An 18,309-nucleotide genomic window follows, 5' to 3' on the forward strand; every position below is an offset into this window, starting at 1 on the left:
CGATCAGTACACTTAGGTCGCGCGTTCGCGGGGTAGAGGGTGCGAACCGGCGACCTGTCCTGCGAACGCACGGGAGGGTGAGGGGTCTCGTGGCGCGGGGCGCCTGACTGGACGAGGCAACGGGCTCACGTCCGGGCGGGGCGGATGGCGGCATTGATCTCCACGGCCAGGCCGGCGGGATCGTCGACCGTGAGGTAGAGGTGTGTGAAGCGCTCGTCCTCCAAGGTGATGACCAGCGTGTTCTCGTAGCCGGAGATGTTCCAGAACTGCGCCGTTCCGTTGGCGTGGAAGGTCCCGGAGACCTTGCTGCCCGTCTGCAGCCCGGGCACGTTCCACCCCTTGGGCTCGTGACGCAGTCCGGGGTCGTGCGTGGCGCCGCGCACGTGCACGAGCGGGAACTCCAGCCGGGAGGTGAAGGACCAGATCTTGTCCAGCCCGTGCGGCTCGACGCTCAGGGAGGTATCGGTGATGGTAACGGTGTTGCGGCTCATGATGTCTGTTCCTTTCGTGGGCAGGTCGGCTGGGAGGTGTGCTTCTGGCTGGTGCTGGCGGGGTCGGTGCAGGCTATGCCGGCGGCGAGACCGGTGCTGTTGAGTCCGACGCCGTAGCGCCGGCTCGCTCCAGCAGGCGTCGGCCGAGCGCCTCGGCGGTGACGCCCGCCTGGTGCAGGGTGGTGACGAGGGCGTCGCGCACGGCCGGGTCCCAGGGGGCGAGCTCCATGAGCGCCACAAGGACCAGGTCGAGCTCGTCACGGCCCGCCCCTGCGGAGTCGGCGGATTCGCTCCGGGTGGCCCCGGGGATCAGAGCGGTCAGCGCGTTGGTGAGGCAGTGCTGGAAGAGTCCGTCCTTGGAGCCGAAGACCCCGTAAAGGCTGGCGCGGTTGACGCCGGTGGCCCGCACCAGGTCGTCCACGGAGGTGCCGGCGAAGCCATGCTCGGCGAAGACCGCCGTGGCAGAGTTGATGGCCTCGTTCTCGATGAAGGTTCGTCGTCGTCCCATGAATTCAGAATAGACGTTCTGGAACGATCGGTCAAGAACGTTTGTTCTGAAATCTGTGGCTGAGGGATGCCGGGGGATGCTGTTCCGCTCAGCCGATGAGCTCCGTCTGGGCGCCGAGGACCATTAGCGCGTACAGCACGGCGAAGACGCCGGCGACGGCGGCGCAGGCCAGGGCGGGGCGGCGCCGGTAGGTCAGGACGGCGACGTACTCGCGCAGCCAGGCGTTGACGATGTAGAACCAGGCCGTGCGCGCCGGCGCCACCGCCCACGGAACCCCCATGTCGGAGGCGAGGATCGCGGTGCGCACCGCGTGGAAGGAGCTCGTCACCAGCAGCACCTGCGGGTCGACCATGCTGCGCTCAGCCAGGAGGTCACGGGTGCAGGAGATGTTCGTGCGGGTCGTCGTCGAACGGTCCTCCAGGAGGATCCGCTCGGGTGGGACGCCGCGGGCGATCGCGTAGTCGGCCATGGCGCGCGCCTCGCTGATCGGCTCGTCGGGGCCCTGTCCACCGCTCATGACCAGCAGCGGCGCTCCGGGGCGCAGAGCGTCCTCATCGTGCCAGGCCTCGATGCCTCCCTTGATTCGTGAGCCCAGCAGCGGCCCGACCTTCCCGTTGATGAGCCCGGCGCCATGGACCACGACGACGTCGGGGTGCGGCACGGTCCGGCGCCCACCCCAGATCCGCTGCACCACCGTCTGGCCCAAGAAGATGAGGAGGAAGACACCCAGGTAGGCGCAGGCGCAAAACATGAGCGCGGCGAGCAGCAGGGCCCAGGGGTTGGCGGTGGCCACCAGGGCGGCGGCGGTCATCGGTGTGGCGATGAGGGCCAGACCGGCCGCCAGGCACAGCAGGTTGCTCAGGCGCCGCCCCTCGCGGCGGATGAGGACGACGCCGTTGAACATGAGCAGGAACGGCATGAGGGCGATGAGCAGGAAGAAGGTGACGCTGCCCAGTCCCACCGGGACCTTGAGGGCGGGGATGAGTGAGGTGAGGTGGAGCAGCGCTCTCACTGCGGTACCGGCCAGGAGCATAAGAAGGAGACCGTTGCGCAGCCGGCGATTGTCGCGGCGCCGTGAGAGCTTGAGGAGCCCCCACCACAGCGCCAGGGCGGTGATATCGATCAGCGGAGCGGGGAGGAGCCAGGGGGTGCTCATAGGGGTGGGCTCATCTCGTAGGGCAGGGGTGGATTTTCTTAGGTGCGGGGGAGGTGGTCTCTTCCCGGCACGGCGCGGGGTGGTGGGTGCCGGCGGGCCGGCGCTCATCATAGGTATGGGGCCGGTGGGTGCCGCCTTGCGCTCACGCGATCAGGCTAGGAGGCGGCCACCGGTGAGCGGGAGCGTCGTGGGGATGATTCGTGGGAGCCGTTCCTCCGCCCTTCGGATGAAGGCGCCGTATCCGGTTCCTCCCTGGGGGGAGGTGGCCGGACAGGCCGTGTACCGGCTGTCGGCCCCGCGCGTTCGTACCTTAGGTCGCGCGTTCGAGGGGTAGAGGGTACGAACCAGCGACCTACCCTACGAACGCGCGGGCAGGTGTTGAGTTTCGTGGCGTGGGGCGTCTGACTGGATAGGACGGCTGGGGGTACCGGCATTGCTCTATAGGGGAGTGTTCAGGAGTTGAGTTTTCGGTGCATCTTGAGGAATACGTTGTTAAGAATGAAGGTTGGGGGCATTGCAGAGAGTGCGTAGCTCTGGCGGCGAGGTGCAAAGAATTACTGAACAGTTGAGACGTAAGAGTGAGGGGGTGTAGCATTAACGATTTGGATCGTTGTGACTTTTCGGGCAATGTACAAACATTTCTCAGAAAATGGATTGCAAGCGTCTGGCGTTCGTGAGTGCGTCGGATACCTAATTTGATGAGGTTGAGAAGTCCTTCGATCTTTATGGGGCCCGAACAGTCGGAGAGTGTCGACTGGTGAGTTTATTTGCCGAAGAGTAGTCGTTGCGTTTTTGGGGGTGTGCGGATATTCCAAGAAAACTGCGGACTGAATGCCATCCCTATACAACTTCATTGTCACTACATTCGCCGCGGTATTTGTCGCTGTTAGCTAATCAGGTCTAGGGAGAGTCTTGTCATTGGCGTCTGTTGCGGTGCCTGCATTTGCATTGCTGCTACCTCACTCCAAATCGTTCACCGTGTTGTTGAGGCGGAGATTCTCCCTGCGTCTCTACTCTTTATTGCGTTGTGCGGACAAAAGCTGGCTCCGCGACAAGCGTCACTGGATCGCTGGCTCTGCTTGTCGAGGTCGTCTGTTGACAGGCTTGGTGCCGCAGGGCGTAGAACGTCTTGTATGAAATAGCAGTGCCAAGTACAGAATATCGCCGCCGTCCCACGAGGTGCATCATTGGACCACTGGGCGATTGCTGGACCGGCATAGGGGTCAACACTTAATCCCAGGCCATACATGTTAACCAGGAGCCCCCGAATTATTGCCGAAGTCCTGACACAGAACTGTCACCCATGTCCAGAGACATGACACCTCAAATGTAAATGTCCCAGCGTGAAAATCTGTGTGATTTTAAGGATTCTGCCGCTGCGATAAAGGGGTTTCAAGGCCCTATGTCGGCACATGTGCCACCAACTCTGCTTGTGCGGTGCCTAGCTGGAAAGCTTTGGGGCAGAGTAGGGCAAGCGCCCCGCACACTAGACGCTGTCCAGGCGTCGGCCATCATGACCTCCCAACGCGAACAACTTTGCTTATCCACTTAACTGATGGTCCCTGGCGAGGCGTTGAGGAGTAACTGCGTGTACATCAAGGCAAAGACCTGGGCAACGTTGGCGCAAATGAGGGAGGAGCGGTGCTGGTAGGTCGGGGACGGCCGCGTACTCGAGCAGCCTACTACGCACCCATTGGTTATAGTGTGATGATGACAGGCTATCACATCAGTCTTTGATCGTCCGGATGCTAATACCGTTACGATGTGTCGACTCTTGACATTCAATTGTGTTGACGTAGAAAGTCCCTACCAACCGGCAGGGACTTTCCACGCGATTTTGATGATCATGTACGTGTTCGTGAACCCATGATTCTAGTGATGATCGTCAGTATAATCATTATTACCAGAATCTTAATTACTGAACCTATTCCGATGTAACTTCCCACGGTGGCAAAAATTTGCCAGCGATACCGGTATATCCAGGTTAGTATATTCCAAATCCACACTGACAGATCGGCGTAGGCCTTCAACTTCTGAGCGAAATCAAGTAGTTTCTCCAGTGGGGCGGTTAATGAGTCATTATGTTTTATTGAATTATTGTTATGCAACATTTTATTCCTTTTTGTGTGTACTTGCTTACTATTTCCTTGTGGGGCTGAGGTGTCGGCACCCCCTCCTTTCGCTGCATGGTCACTGCCTCCTTTCCTTTGTTCGCACTTGTCTGGACGTAGGGTCGCGAGTGAGTTGACCTCATCTCGGTTCCTCCTTCTGTGCGAGGCGCCTTCAGGGCTCTCCCGTAGGCGTTGAACTGATGCTATCAGAGGGGGTGAAAAAAATCAACCCGAATGTACGGTCTGTGATACAAATGTGATCTTTTTAGTATTGACGTCACTCTGATATCTGCGTGGCCGATCCATGGGGCTTCTATTTAAGAGGAGTTGCCGGTGATCTGTTTCACTAGTTGTTAGGGATTGCTTGTTTAACTAGTCATTTAGGGGGTGTCGAGGTAGGTAGGGCGTTGAAGGGGTTGCGTGCGTCCGTTGAGGTCTGAGGCTGACCATTCTGCTGCTTGCATAGGCCTTTGTCGCAGTGCGCCAAGTATGGGGTGAGTTGGGGTGTTGTGGGGTAGTGGGAAGTGGGGTGGTTGATGGGTCTGAACTTCAAGAGTATTTTGCGGGCGGAGGCGCAGGTGTGCAGTTGCTGGCACTGTGGTTTCTCTTTGCCTTAGTGGCTCTTGTCTGCGACGGCAGTGGTTGCGTAGGAGGGTGGTTATTTGGGTGGCATCCCGTAGTGCCTGTGACGCTTCAGGTGAGTGATGGATTCAGTCGATCGCGCTCTTTCGGCCTTCGTGGTTTATTGGGTCTGTAAGAGGTGCATATGAATGAGTAAGTTGTGCTGAGGCTGCGTGTGCTTAAGTGGCTCGGCATTGTGTGGGGTTGGTTGTCTGGCTGTCTGGGTGGCTGTGAAGTTCAAGGTTGACTTGGGTGCGTCGCAGCGGTGTGGGTTTGAGTGGGTGTGTGACGTTGGGTGGGGAGATTGGAGATGTGCTGCTCTTGCGGGATTTGTGGTCTGACGCATCGGAGATGGAGGGTGTAGAGCTATCGGGAGGTGGGTTGACTTCCTCCGTAAATAATCCTGTTCGACTATTTTGGTGATCTGATTTTGTGTCAGTGTGCGCCCTCGAACTACAGTTGACCTGCAACGACAGGGGAGCGCCCCGTCGCCGGCCCGGCCGCATTGGCTGATGGGCCGCCGCCGACGGCGCTGAGAGTGCGGAAGCCCGCAGACCCTCGAACCTGCTCCGGTTAGTACCGGCGAAGGAAGTCGAGACCATCTCCCCGGCGCGCCGCAGGTGGTCGCCGGGCCCTCCGGAGAACCATCCAGGAGGCACACATGAGCATCCAGTTCACCCGCCGTCCCGGCCGGCCCCATCCGGCTCTCAGCCGCCGCGCCCTGCTGGCCGGAACCGCCGCCGGCGCCGTCGGCCTGAGCCTGGCCGCCTGCGGCAAGGGTAAGAAGACCGACTCCAAGACCGTCACCGTCGTCACCCACGACTCCTTCCATGTCTCGGAGGACCTCCAGAAGGCCTTCACCTCCGAGACCGGCTACACCCTCAAGGTCGCCACCTCCGGGGACGCCGGCGCACTGGTCAACAAGCTCGTCCTGACCAAGGATGCGCCCCTGGGCGACGCCGTCTTCGGCATCGACAACACCTACGCCACCCGCGCCCTCGATCAGGGCGTCATCGACACCTCCGCCACCGTCACCCTGCCCAAGGGCGCCGAGAGCTACGTCGTCGCCGACACCCCGGCCCTGGCGCCCATCGACGTCGGTGACGTCTGCCTCAACATTGACACCGGCTACTTCTCCGGCAAGGGCCTCATGCCCCCGGCCACCTTCGAGGACCTGGTCAAGCCCGAGTACAAGGGCCTCCTCGTGGCTATCAACCCCACGAACTCCTCTCCCGGCATGGCCTGGCTGCTGGCCACCATCGGCCACTTCGGCGCCGGCTCCTTCGCCGACTACTGGAAGCAGCTCATCGCCAACGGAGCCCGGATCGCCGAGGACTGGACCGCCGCCTACGAGACCGACTTCTCCGGCAGCGGCAAGGGCACCTACCCCATCGTCGTGTCCTACGCCTCCTCGCCTTCCTTCACGGTCTCGAAGGACAACAGCTCCAGCTCCACCTCCGCCCTGCTGGAGACCGCCTTCCGCCAGGTCGAGTACGCCGGCGTCCTCAAGGGTGCCGCCAATCCCGAGGGCGGCAAGGCCTTCGTGACGTGGATGCTCTCCAAGGCCGTCCAGGAGGACATCCCCGGCCAGATGTACATGTACCCGGTCCTGCCCGACGCCACTCTGCCCGAGGCCCTCACCAAGTTCGGGCCGCTGTCGAAGTCGCCGGTGAAGGTCGACCCCAAGGAGATCACCGCCCACCGTGAGGAGTGGCTCAACTCCTGGACCGGGGCCGTCGGCAAGTGAGCGCGCCGCGCGAGGAGACTCCAGGGGCCGACGTCGCCGCGCCAGCCGACGCCGGAGCCTCCCCGGTGCCGGCACCGGCATCGGGGGCGGCCGGACTGCCGGTCGGCCGAGGCGTCGCTCGGCGGACTGGTGGCCCCCGGCCCGGCTGGGGCGAGCGTGCCGGCTGGGCCCTGGCCGTCGCCGGCCCGTTGGCCTTCCTGGCGGTCTTCTTCGCCTGGCCCGTGGCCACGCTCATGGGTCGCGGCCTCGCCCCCGACGGCGCCCTGGACCTGAGCGGCTTCGGTGAGGTCCTGGCCCGCGAACGCACTTGGCGGATCCTCACGCAGACCCTCACCCAGGCGGTACTCGGCACCGCCGTGTGCGTGGCCCTCGGCATCCCCGGGGCCCTCGTCCTCTACCGGCGCAGCTTCCTCGGCCGCGACCTGCTGCGCGGGGTGGTGACCGTGCCCTTCGTGCTGCCCAGCGTCGTCGTCGGCGTCGCCTTCCACGCCCTGGTCACCCGCGGCGGGCCCCTGGAGGCCCTGAGCCTGGACGGGACGCTGACCGCGGTCGTGGCCGCGCTGGCCTTCTTCAACTACGGGCTCGTGGTGCGCACCGTGGGCACCATGTGGTCGCGGCTCGACCCGCGCGCCGTGGAGGCCGCCCGGGCGCTGGGGGCCTCGCCGATGCGGGCCTTCGCCACCGTCACCCTGCCCGCGCTGGCCCCCGCCATCGCCTCGGCCGCCTCCCTGACCTTCCTATTCTGCGCCACCGCCTACGGGGTGGTGCTCGTGCTCGGCGGGGTGGGGATCGGCACCATCGAGACCGAGATCTACCGATTGACCACCCAGTACCTGGACCTGCGGGGCGCCGCCGTCCTGTCCGTCGTCCAGCTCGGCGTCATCGCCCTGGCCCTGTGGGTGGCCGAGCGGGCGCGCGCCGCCACCCAGACGCGCCTGCGGCTGCGCACCGAGGTGCCCGCCGGGCGGCTGCGCGCCGCCGACGCCCCCGCCCTCGCGGTCACCGCCGCCACGGTCGTGGGTCTGCTGGTGGCGCCGATGGCGGTGCTGGTGGTGCGCTCCCTGCAGCGCGACGGCGCCTGGACGCTGGACAACTACACCGACCTGGGCTCGACCGGCGGGCGCAGCGCCCTGCTCGTGACCGTGTGGGAGGCGGCCGCGAACTCGGTGAGCGTGGCCGTGGCGGCCGCGGCCATCGCCCTGACCCTGGGGGTGGCCGTGTGCCTGGTCGTCTCGCGCCGCCCCCGCAGTCGGGCGCTCGCCCGGATCATCACCGGGCTCGACGCCGCCTTCATGCTGCCGCTGGGCGTCTCCGCCGTGACGGTCGGCTTCGGATTCCTCATCACCCTGGCGCGCCCGCCGCTGGCCCTGACCCGCTCCTGGTGGATCCTGCCGCTGGCGCAGGCCGTCGTGGCTGTGCCGCTCGTGGTGCGCACCCTGCTGCCGGCGCTGCGCGCCATCGACCCGCGTCAGCGCGAGGCGGCGGCCGCCCTGGGGGCCGGACCCGGCCGGGTGCTGCTGACCGTGGACGGTCCCCAGTTGCTGCGCGCCGGTGGGCTGGCGGCCGGCTTCGCCCTGGCGACGTCGCTGGGGGAGTTCGGGGCGACGTCGTTCCTGGCCCGCCCCCAGGAGCCGACCCTGCCGGTGGTCGTCTACCGGCTCATCGGCAGCCCCGGATCCCAGAACCAGGGAATGGCGCTGGCCGGGGGCGTGGTCCTGGCGGTGGGCAGCGCCGCCGTCATGCTCGGCTGCGAGTGGCTCCAGACCCGGCTCGGTCCCGGGCGGGGCGGACTCGTGGGTGCGACGTCGAGGCCGGGCAGGGCGTCGGCGAATCAGCCGATCCCGGAGCGCGGAACCTCCGCGGACGCCGGCCGGCGCACGGCGGACGAGAACAACGAGACGGCCCTGTCACGTGGGCCCAGGACGGATGGAGGTGAGCGGCCATGAGTCCGAACACCAGTGACACCAGTGCTTCTGCGGGCCTGTCGGTGCGCGGGCTCGCCGTGACCTACGGGGACCTGCGCGCCGTCGACGGCGTCGACCTGGAGGTGGCCGCCGGTGAGGTCGTCGCCCTCCTGGGGGCCTCGGGCTCCGGCAAGTCCTCCCTGCTGCGGGCGGTGGCCGGCCTGGAGGACGTGGCCGACGGCGAGGTCGCCTGGGACGGACGGAGCATGGTGCGTGTGCCCGTCCACAAGCGCGGCTTCGGCCTCATGTTCCAGGACGGCCAGCTCTTCGAGCACCGCAACGTCGGCAGCAACATCGCCTACGGGCTCACCGACCTGCCGCGCGCCCAGCGGGGCGAGCGGGTGCGCGAGATGCTCGACCTCGTCGGCCTGCCCGGCTTCGAGCGGCGACGCGTGACGACCCTGTCCGGCGGGCAGGCCCAGCGGGTGGCCCTGGCCCGGGCGCTGGCGCCGGCGCCGAGGCTCCTGCTGCTCGACGAGCCCCTGTCCGCCCTGGACCGGGCCCTGCGCGAGCAGCTGGCCACCGACGTGCGCGCCATCCTGCGTGAGGGCGGCACCACGGCGCTCTACGTCACCCACGACCAGGACGAGGCCATGACCGTGGCCGACCGGGTCGGCGTCATGGAGGCCGGCCGGCTCCTGCGCCTGGACACCCCCCAGCGCCTGTGGGCCGACCCCGGCAGCAGCAAGGTGGCGCGGTTCCTGGGATTCGACGTCGTCGGCGACCTCGCCCTCGCGCCCGGTGCGCTGCGCGTGGCTGAGGCCGCGGAGGGGGAGCCCGCGGAGACGCTGCCGGCCACCGTACTGGCCTCGCGACTGCGCCGCGGCCAGTGGGAGGCCGAGGTCGAGCTCGACCCCGAGCGGCTTGCCGAGCTGGTGGGGCTGGTGGGGTTGGCCGGCCCGGACGGCGTCGGGGCTGATGCCCCCGATGGGCGCGAGCCTGCCCGCGCCACCGCCCTGACTCAGTGCCCCCTCACTCCTGGTGCGCACGTCGCCCTGAGCCTCGACCCTGCCCGCGCCGCCCGCCTGTAAAGCGGGCCCCGTCGTCGGCCCCATCGTCGGCCCCATCGTCGAGGTCGTACCTTAAGTGCCCCGTTCGAGGGGTAAAGGGTGCGAACGTGCGACCCACCCTACGAACGCGCGGGGCTGCCTCAGGTCGACTCGACGAAAGCCCGGTAGTGCTCCGGGTGCTTGCGCTGGAGGACTTCCGCCCCCGGTTGGACGGTGCAGAAACGCTGTCATGACGCGGATGACCAGGGTTGCTCGGATGCCTCCGAGCGTCACCGCTGTGAGCGCGACCGCCCCGTAGACCTCGCCCCGTGGGTCCCGGAGGCGAAGCACGTGCTGGCGCAGGCAGACGTAGTAGATGATGAGGCCGATGGCCAGGACTGACCAGATGATCAGCGCCGTCTTGACGTGGGGCCTGGAAACCGTGCCCTGAGGGGCCGACGACGTCATAGGAGGCCGGTAGAAGGCCGGGTGCCTGAAGGTCTACTGACACCCGTGGACGGGCAGCCTCAACCTATCGGCCTGGGTGGGGAGGCTCAAGCACTCTCTGCCGCCGACCGTCCACCCGATCTTTTAGATAACGGAGAGGTTGCGGGCGGCGTCATGACCAGCGCTTTCGCGCCAGCACCAACACTATGATCCTTATCACTCACCGACATGTCTCGGCCCGCTCCGGTGCGGGTCCCACCGGGACTTTTCTCCTGCATGGCGTCGCCGTTGTGGGCGGACGAGAAGCCGCGTCGTCGGAGGAATGGCAAGGGGGAGTCCTGCCCGGATGCTGAGCCTTGCGAGGCCCAAAGATCACGAACAGGTCGCAGTTGAAGTCTCCAGTTGAGTAGCATCCACAGTGCTGGCAGCCGTCGGCGCCTCTGCGCTGGGCCTGTGCGTCGGCGTCGTCGCCGGCCTCGGGTCGCGTGTCCACACCCTCGGCAATCGGCGCCTTCCTCAGTGATAATCCCGATCCTCCACCGCAAGGAGCCTGACATGTCCGCCTACGTCCGCTACTACCGGCGGCTTCAGGCACTCACTCAGCGCCTGAGCACCTACCTGGACCGGTTGGAGGCTCGCGCCCGGGAGTTCGGCGTCAGCTCGGCCCGCACCGCGATGGAGATGCAGATCACCGACCCGGCCTCCGTCTCCGCCTTCCGTTCGGAGGTCGAGGCCCAGATCATGTTCCTGCACACCAAGGCCCAGCGGGTCTTCGCCAAGCACTTCGCCCCTTTCCTGGACATCGACGCCGACCTGTCCATCGAGGAGGACCGCCAGCTCTCCGCCCGCCTCCAGGACGCGGCCAACCTCGTGGCCGGCTTCGAGGTGCGCCTGCGCAACATCATCGAAGAGGTCTTCGCCCCCGGCCGCGCCGAGCAGGCCCGCGAGGAGTGGAACCGGGCGATGACCGACTGGCGTCAGGCCCAGTTCTCCTTCACCTGCGACAAGTGCGGCGACCCGGTGCCGCTTCCCGAGCTCTACCACATGCCGGTGTTCATCACCTGCCCGCGCTGCAAGTCGCGCGTGGCCTTCCAGCCCACCGAGGCCATGGCGGCCGCACCCACCTGGGCCAAGGAGGTCGCCAAGACCACCTGCTACGCCGAGTGGCAGAAGTCCGAGTCGGAGCAGTCCGCCGAGGAGGGGGTGGGCCTGGCCTTCTTCTACTACGTCGACTACGCCATTGCCCACCACCTCATGATGAACCGTCTGCTGCCCTTCTACGTGCGCTCCGAGGGCGGCCAGGAGGCTCTGCGCCGCGATGTGCGCAACGCGCTGGAGACCCGCACCCACCAGCTGCGCCCCGACGAGGTCTCCCCCCAGTACCACGCCATGGAGTACGTCAACTTCATGGGCGGTCTGGGCCGCTCGGCCCAGATCCTGGGCCAGGAGGGCCTCGACGACCGCCGTCAGCTCATCCTCCAGACGGTGCGCGACATCATGCGTCCCGACGAGCCCCTGGCCCGCGCCATCCTGGACAACACCTTCACCGAGGAGCTGTGGAGCCAGCAGGCCCACGCCGCCGACCAGCTCTCCTGCGAGGTGCCCCGCTAGCGTTCCTACCCGCCGTCCGTCCGGCCTGGCTCTCAGGCGGCGCGCAGACGGCTCGAGTCCGACGGCGCACCGCGCGACTCCTTCGCCGTCCCGTCGATGTGTCAGTTCTTCGTTCCCCGTTCGGCCCGACGCCGTTCGACACCATTCCCGAAAGGACCACCATGGTCGGCTTCCGCAAGAAGTCCCAAGACAGCTCCTCCTCCCGGTCATCCGACGCCAGGGCGGAGGGGCGAGCAGGGGCCGCCTCCTCGGGCGCTGCCCAGCGCGCCCGTGCGGGGCGCAACGACCCTGCTGCACGCGCCGGCAAAGGGCGACGAGGCCTGGCCGCCGGCCGCCGCGGCTACAAGACCTCCGATGAGATGGACTCACGGTGCCTGACCCTGGCCGAATCGGCCTCCGGGGTCCTGGGCCGCTCCCTGGACCAGGCGCTGGGGCGACTCCCGGACGGCCCCGGCGCCCCCGCCTCCTCCAGAGGCCCTGCCGGACCGACGGGCGCGACCGCGGGGAACCGGCCCAACGCCGTCGGCGCCCCGGACTCGACTAGGGGTCGGGGGGCTTCTGCGGGTAGCGTGCGCAGTGCACAGGTCGGCGCCGGCCAGGTCGACACGGTCGCGGACATCGCCTCCGACATCGAGTTCTGAAGGCCCGTCCTGCGCCACCACCGGCCCCGAGCCGGACAACCAGCCGCGCCGCGCACCCCGGTGGCGCCATCCGCACCGCACCCGCATCACGCCCCGCATCGGGAAGGAGGCGAGAGATCCCATGAGCGCGCAACCGGCTCTGACCCTGGAGAGGGTTGAGAACTGGCTGTCCCGGCACGGCATCGCCGCCGGCCCCGAGGAGGACGGCGCCGTCTTCATGGGATTCCCGGGCTGCGACATCGGCGTCTACCTCCACGACGAGGAGGCCGCCCTCGTCGTGGCCGGCATGTGGCGCGGGCGCCCGGCGGCCGAGCGTCTCGATGAGATGCGCACCTTCATCGATGCCCAGCACCGCTCCACCTACGGCCCGGATCTGGCCGTCACCCCCGCCCAGGACCCCAGTCGGCTCCTGCTGAGCACCCAGATCGTGGCCTACATCGGCGCAGGCATGAGCGAGGCCCAGCTCGACACCTTCATGGACATGGGCCTGGGCATGACCCGCGCCTTCTTCTCCACCGTGGAGGAGCGCTTCCCCGAGCTCGTCACCTGGGAGGAGGACTGATGGCCTGGTGGAATCAGCCGGAGGGGTCGGTGACCCCGACCGTGACCCTCAGGCGGCTCGCCGCCTGGCTGGCCGCACGCGGTCACCGCTACGACATCGACCTGTCCGAGGGGGTGGTGCGCTTCTCGGTGGCCGGATTCGACTACGCGCTCATGGTGGTCGACCGCCGGATCCTCGCCGTGCGCGCCCACCACCAGCTCGCCGCCGCCCTCCCGGGAACCGCGGAGCTCTCGCGGGTGCGAACCGTGGCCCAGGAGGTCTCCAGCGGCCGGCTCATCCCTGCCCTCTACACCGAGGTCGACGACGCCGGCCTGGGCCTGTGCGCCGAGGTCCTCACCAACATCGGTGCCGGGCTCGACGACGCCCAGCTGGCCGGCACCCTGGACTTCATCATCGACGGCGTCGAGGAGGCCCTGCGCGAGGTCCTCAGCCTTCTTGTGGCCGAGGAGGCCGATGCCGACAGGCGGCCCGTCGTCGAGCTGGGGATCACGGCCGGGATGGGAGTTGACGGTGAAGGCGACGGGGCGACCGTGATCGCCCTGCCCGAGGCACCCCAGCCCGTCCGGTCCGCCGGCAATGCCGCGGCGGTGGCGGGAGGGCCCGCACGCATGAGCGCGCAGACTCCAGCGGGGGCGATGACGGAGGGCGTGCCCGCCGACATGGCGGATGCAACGGTGGAGATGGCGGCCGTTGTCGACGGGCCGGGCCCCGGTGCCCCGGGTGATGCTGAGGGCGGAACCGGGGTTGAGACAACCAACACCTCCAAGCCTCTGCTCGTGTCCTAGCGCACGCGGGTCTCGCGGACCCGGCGCCGCGACATCCGTTGGGAACACTGGTGCGATGGGAGTCGCCATCAGGCCGGCCGGCCCTGGAGCCGGTCGGCCCGGGCGTGGTGCCCGGCTCCGACATGCCCCGCGACCGAGTTGCCGCTCGCCGCAGCGGTAGCGGATTCTATAACTGTTCGGTAACACTGGACGTCGGATGACCGCCCTCTGGACGAAAGGAGCCCGATATGCCCATGCCACCGTTCACCGGTGAGCGGTGCGGGACGACGCTCCTCCCACGGCGTCCCTGGGGTGCGCGGACCGCATTCCGTGCGTTCTTGCAGCACACGGTGGGAGCCTTCGCCTCATGACGGTGCAACGTCAGGCTCCGCCCGGAAGGACAGACTCCATGACCACACGCGAAGACATCCTCGAGCGTCTGGCCTACGCCGATGCCCTCGGTCACGGCCCCCAGACCTCGGCCCTCATCGCGGAGGCCGTCAGCTGGGCGGACGCACTGGGTGATGAGGACCTGCGGATCGCCGCCCGGCTGGCTCTGACTGAGGCCTACCAGCAGGGCAACGAGGCATGGAAGGCGCTGGCCCCCTTCGTGTGGAACCTCGGCCGCTACCAGCGCCACCCCGAGGCCTTCGACGACGCTCAGGTGCGCACCTTGCACTGGCACTTCAAGTGGGCCGTGGCCGTGGCGGGTGCCAACCCCAGGGTCTCCAAGGACAAGGTGCGTCAGCTCGAGGCCAGTCTCGAGGAGTTCTATCGCGCCGAGGGCGCCTCCATGCACGTCGTCCACGGCGAGCGCGCCTCGGTCGCCGGCCTGCTGGGGCTCGAGGAGGAGGCCGCCGAGGAGCTGGCCGCCTGGCGGGCCACCCACCGCGACGAGAACGCCGACTGCGAGGGCTGCGACCCCATGCGTCAGGTCGCCTTCGCCTACCGCACCGAGGCGTGGGAGCTGGCCGTGGCCACGGCCGTGCCCGTGCTGACCGGCGCCGTCGGCTGCAACGTGCAGCCCCAGACCACGCAGTCCCTCGCGCTGCTGCCCCTGCTGGCCTCCGGTCGGCCCCGGGCGGCCTGGGAGGCGCACCTGCGCTCCTATCGGGAGATCCGCCGCAGTCCTAAGGCCCTCATCTCCCTGTCCTACCACCTGGAGTACCTGGCTCTCGTGGGGCGGGTGGACCGGGGCCTGGAGATCCTGCGCCGTCACCTGCCCTGGCTGGCTCAGGCCGAGTCCGCCTACGTGCTGCTGTCGGCCCTGCGCGGCATGAGCCTGGTGCTGCGCGAGGCCGAGCGGGCCGGCCGCGGCGAGGAGGCGCTCGGCGTCGAGGTCCCGGCCGCCGACCTGTGGTACCCGCTGCCGGGGCTGGAGGCCTCCACCACCATCTCGCGCGTCTATGCCGAGATGACCGGCTGGGCCCGGCGCCTGGCCCAGCAGTTCGATACGCGCAACGGCAACTCCACCATCTCCGACCACCTGGAGCGCTCCCTGGCCCGGGCCGCCTTCGACGCCGCCCCCGGCGCGGTCCACGGGCTGGGTGTGGAGGTCGACCTCCTGGAGCCCTCCGAGGAGCTGCCCGAGCCGGCCCAGACGAGCCTGACCGTGAACGAGGACGGTGCCGAGCCCGACGTCGCCTCCCTCCTGGGCCTCGTGGCCGACGACAATGGCCTGGTCCAGGAGCACGCGCCCCGCACGACGTCGTCGAGCCAGGAGGGGGCCGGCCGTCGCGCCCGCGCCGGACGCACCGCTACCAGCCACCAGGGCGGCGACGAGCCCTTCCCCCTGGTGGACCTCGTGCGTCCCCGGCCGGTGCGCAATGGTGAGGAGGCGGTGCGCCGCTACGTCGACCACCGTCGCACCATCGGCTCCTCGACGATGGACTACTGGTACGTCGTCGACCAGGTGGCCACGCGCGACCTGCTGCCCCCGATCGGTGAGGAGATCCCGGGCCTGGAGTACCACACGGGACTGCTGCGCGCCGCCGCTATGACCTGCCGCACCGAGATGGACGAGGCCATCGCCGAGCGCCTGCGGATCCGCCCTCTCATCGAGTTGGCCTTCGGGCCGCTGGGCGCCTACTACGTGGACCTGCTCAACCTCGACAACGAGATCACCGCCGACTCCATCGCCGAGCGCTCCCAGGACGCCGTGCGCGACCAGCGCCTGCAGCGGGCCACCTCCCTCATCGGGCAGATCGAGGCCCAGGTCGAGGATCTGGTGTCCACCGAGCTGCTCGACCCCGGGGGCACCGACACCCTCGTCCTGGCCGCTGACGCCCTGCTCGTGGGGGCCTCGGTCCTCACCGACCTGCACGCCAAGGACGAGGCGCTCGGGGCGATCCAGGTCGTCGCCCGCGCCGCCGACGCCGTCCCCGAGGACCGCCACGCCGAGCGGATGGACGACATTCTCGACATGGCGCGGGCCGAGGTCCTGGCCGAGTGCGGTGACGTCTACAACGGCTGCCTCCTGGCTGAGGAGGTCATGCGCCGCCATGAGAAGGTCTCCCCGGTCCTGGCCGCCCGCGGCCGGCGCCTGCTGGGCATCTCCTCCATGGAGGTGGGCCAGTTCGACGAGGCCATCGCCCAGTTCCGTGAGCAGGCCAACATCATGCTGGCCGCTGGCATCACCCTGTACGCCGTGGCCTCCCTGTTGTCCCTGGGGTCGGCGCTGGAGGCCTCCGAGCGCTACCTGGAGAGCGCCGAGGTCCTGGAGTCCGCGCTGTCCCTGGCCCAGCGCAGCGGGGCCGAGAGTATCGCCCTGTACCTGCACCGGCTCCTGGCTCAGACCGGTATGGCCATGGGTGAGGAGGAGAGCGTCGCCGAGCACTCGCTGAACGCCGCCCGGATCCTGCAGGACCAGGGACGCCGGGCGCTGGCGGGGGAGTACCTCTCGCACGCGGCGATGGCCGCCTCCAACCTCAAGGACAATGTGCGCGCCGCCGCGCTGTTCCGCCAGGCCGCCGACCTGGAGGACACCCGCACCGACCAGGGCCGCCTGGACCGGGGGCGGGCGCTGCGCCGCTCGGCCAGGGCACTGGTGGACGACCTCACCCTGCCCATGGCCCGGGCTCGGCTCGACGAGGCCCGCCAGATCATGGAGGAGGCCCGCCAGGCCTTCGCCGGCGTGGCCGACACCGAGGGTTACTCCTCGGCCTGGGAGATCGGCGACTGGCACGACGACATGGCCTGGATCCTGTGGCGCACCGGCCAGAACTGGCAGGCCGTCCAGCACTGCGAGTCCGCCTACGACGGCTACATGGACACCGAGGACCGCGACTCGGCCTCGCGCGCCCTGTGCATGCTGGCCCGCCTGCACGCCGAGCGCGGCGAGCGCGACCAGGCACTGGCCGCCTGCGCCCGCGTGCGCGACCTGCTGGGTGAGCCGCACTGGGACGGGCATGACGCCCTGGAGTTCGTGGCCTCCGTGGAGGAGACGCTGCGCTGACCCGTGGCGCGGGTTCCGCCTGCCTGTGATGCAGTCCCTCCCTGACCCGTGATGTTGCCCCTGCCCCGTGACCGGGGGCATTCGACGCGGCCGGGGGCGTGTTGTTCCGGGCGGGGGCATTCGACGCCGTCGGGGACAGGAATCCTGTCGCCCTACGCGTAGGATGTCCCCGGCCGAGAGAAAGTGCACCCCCACGCGCAGGATGTCCCCGTTGAGTGGGGAATGTCCCCGTCGGCGGGCGCGGAGTGCGAGATTCCGCCCCGTGTGAATCGGGTGACGGTGGCCGGCGCGCGAGGAATGATAAGCCTTGGGCATCACGACCCCTCGACGACCCTTCCGGGAGGCACCCCTTGGCCATCGCAGTCTCACACCGATTCGTACCCAGCGGCGACCTGCCCGTGGAGGCGGGGCGCTACCGACTCGTGGCGTCGGGGGCGTGCCCGTGGTGCCGCCGCGTCCTCATCGCCCGGCGCCTGCTCGGCCTGACCGAGGCGATCCCCGTGTCCTGGACCTACGGCAAGGGTGCGGACGGGTACTGGGAGCTGACCGGCCCCGACGGCGAGCCCGGCGTCGACCCGGCGCTCGGCGCCCGCTCCCTGGCCGAGGTCTATGAGAAGACCCCCGGCTACGAGCCCGCTCCCACCGTTCCGGCCCTCGTGGACACCACCGCCGGTCAGGTCGTCAGCGACGACTCCGGCGACATGCTCTTCGACCTGTCCACCGCCTGGTGGGACCTCCACCGAGAGGGCGCCCCGGACCTCTACCCGCTCAACCGCCGCAACTCCACCGACGCCTGGGACGCGTGGATCGGCTCGCAGATCAACATCGGCCACGCGGTGGCCACCCACTCCAAGGATCCGGAGAAGGCCGCGGCGGCGGCCAACGGTGTCCTCGTGGGCTTCGACGTCATCGACACCCTCCTGGCCCGGGCCACGCGGATGGAGGCCTCTCGCGAGGACGGCCTGACGATGCTCGATGGGCCGGCCCTGTCCGCCGTCGTCGCGATCGGCCAGTACCTGTGCGGTGATAAGCCCACCGGCAGCGACATCCGCCTGTTCACCACCGTCCAGTCCTACGAGTACGGCGGGCGTCAGCACTACCCCGGCGGGGAGGCGCCGTCGATCTCCTTCTGGCCGGCGATGGCCCGCTGGTTCCGCGCCCTGGAGGGCCGCTCGGGCTGGGTGGGGCCGGAGGAGCGCAGCGCCCTGGGCTGCTGAGGCCGCTGCGGTCCGACGTCGCCTCC

12 protein-coding genes are annotated in these 18,309 nt (G+C 68.3%); 9 read left to right on the top strand and 3 right to left on the bottom strand.

The features are described from left to right. Positions 1 to 125 precede the first annotated feature (125 nt). The 3 genes from BKH28_RS04890 to BKH28_RS04900 form a co-directional block, all read right to left on the bottom strand. Entirely contained in the window at positions 126 to 491 is a 366-nt protein-coding gene (locus BKH28_RS04890) for a hypothetical protein (RefSeq protein ID WP_075417748.1), read from the bottom strand. 73 nt (positions 492 to 564) lie between these two features. Then, on the bottom strand, positions 565 to 999 hold the full coding sequence (locus BKH28_RS04895; protein WP_075417749.1) for a TetR/AcrR family transcriptional regulator: 435 nt from the start codon (positions 997 to 999) through the stop codon (positions 565 to 567). Positions 1,000 to 1,087: 88 nt separating this feature from the next. Then, the gene (locus BKH28_RS04900) at positions 1,088 to 2,155 is read right to left on the bottom strand and encodes a YdcF family protein (protein WP_075417750.1); all 1,068 of its coding nucleotides are present in this window, start codon (positions 2,153 to 2,155) and stop codon (positions 1,088 to 1,090) included. 3,393 nt (positions 2,156 to 5,548) lie between these two features. Between BKH28_RS04900 and BKH28_RS04905 the strand changes: the two genes are divergently transcribed. From BKH28_RS04905 to BKH28_RS04950, 9 genes are all read left to right on the top strand, one after another. Then, complete coding sequence (locus tag BKH28_RS04905; protein ID WP_075417751.1) at positions 5,549 to 6,634, top strand: thiamine ABC transporter substrate-binding protein; 1,086 nt, start codon at positions 5,549 to 5,551, stop codon at positions 6,632 to 6,634. Further along, positions 6,631 to 8,580 (top strand): ABC transporter permease, encoded by a 1,950-nt coding sequence (locus BKH28_RS04910; RefSeq protein ID WP_334070631.1) that lies wholly within the window; start codon positions 6,631 to 6,633, stop codon positions 8,578 to 8,580. Before BKH28_RS04905 ends, BKH28_RS04910 begins: the two co-directional genes overlap by 4 nt. Next, positions 8,577 to 9,629, top strand: coding sequence for an ABC transporter ATP-binding protein (locus BKH28_RS04915; RefSeq protein WP_075417752.1), 1,053 nt, complete (start codon positions 8,577 to 8,579; stop codon positions 9,627 to 9,629). The genes BKH28_RS04910 and BKH28_RS04915 overlap by 4 nt, the downstream gene beginning before the upstream one ends. 960 nt (positions 9,630 to 10,589) lie before the next feature. After that, positions 10,590 to 11,645: a hypothetical protein gene (locus BKH28_RS04925; RefSeq protein ID WP_075417753.1), complete on the top strand. Its 1,056-nt coding sequence runs from the start codon at positions 10,590 to 10,592 to the stop codon at positions 11,643 to 11,645. A 161-nt stretch (positions 11,646 to 11,806) separates the two neighbouring features. After that, entirely contained in the window at positions 11,807 to 12,286 is a 480-nt protein-coding gene (locus BKH28_RS04930) for a hypothetical protein (protein WP_075417754.1), read from the top strand. Positions 12,287 to 12,407: 121 nt separating this feature from the next. Further along, on the top strand, positions 12,408 to 12,848 hold the full coding sequence (locus BKH28_RS04935) for a YbjN domain-containing protein (protein WP_075417755.1): 441 nt from the start codon (positions 12,408 to 12,410) through the stop codon (positions 12,846 to 12,848). Continuing rightward, complete coding sequence (locus BKH28_RS04940; protein WP_075417756.1) at positions 12,848 to 13,633, top strand: hypothetical protein; 786 nt, start codon at positions 12,848 to 12,850, stop codon at positions 13,631 to 13,633. The genes BKH28_RS04935 and BKH28_RS04940 overlap by 1 nt, the downstream gene beginning before the upstream one ends. A 388-nt stretch (positions 13,634 to 14,021) precedes the next feature. Further along, the gene (locus BKH28_RS04945; protein WP_075417757.1) at positions 14,022 to 17,066 is read left to right on the top strand and encodes a tetratricopeptide repeat protein; all 3,045 of its coding nucleotides are present in this window, start codon (positions 14,022 to 14,024) and stop codon (positions 17,064 to 17,066) included. 350 nt (positions 17,067 to 17,416) lie between these two features. After that, positions 17,417 to 18,283 (top strand): glutathione transferase, encoded by an 867-nt coding sequence (locus BKH28_RS04950; RefSeq protein ID WP_075417758.1) that lies wholly within the window; start codon positions 17,417 to 17,419, stop codon positions 18,281 to 18,283. Positions 18,284 to 18,309: the final 26 nt, after the last annotated feature.

It is taken from the genome of Actinomyces oris (assembly GCF_001937665.1).
GTDB lineage: Bacteria > Actinomycetota > Actinomycetes > Actinomycetales > Actinomycetaceae > Actinomyces > Actinomyces stomatis.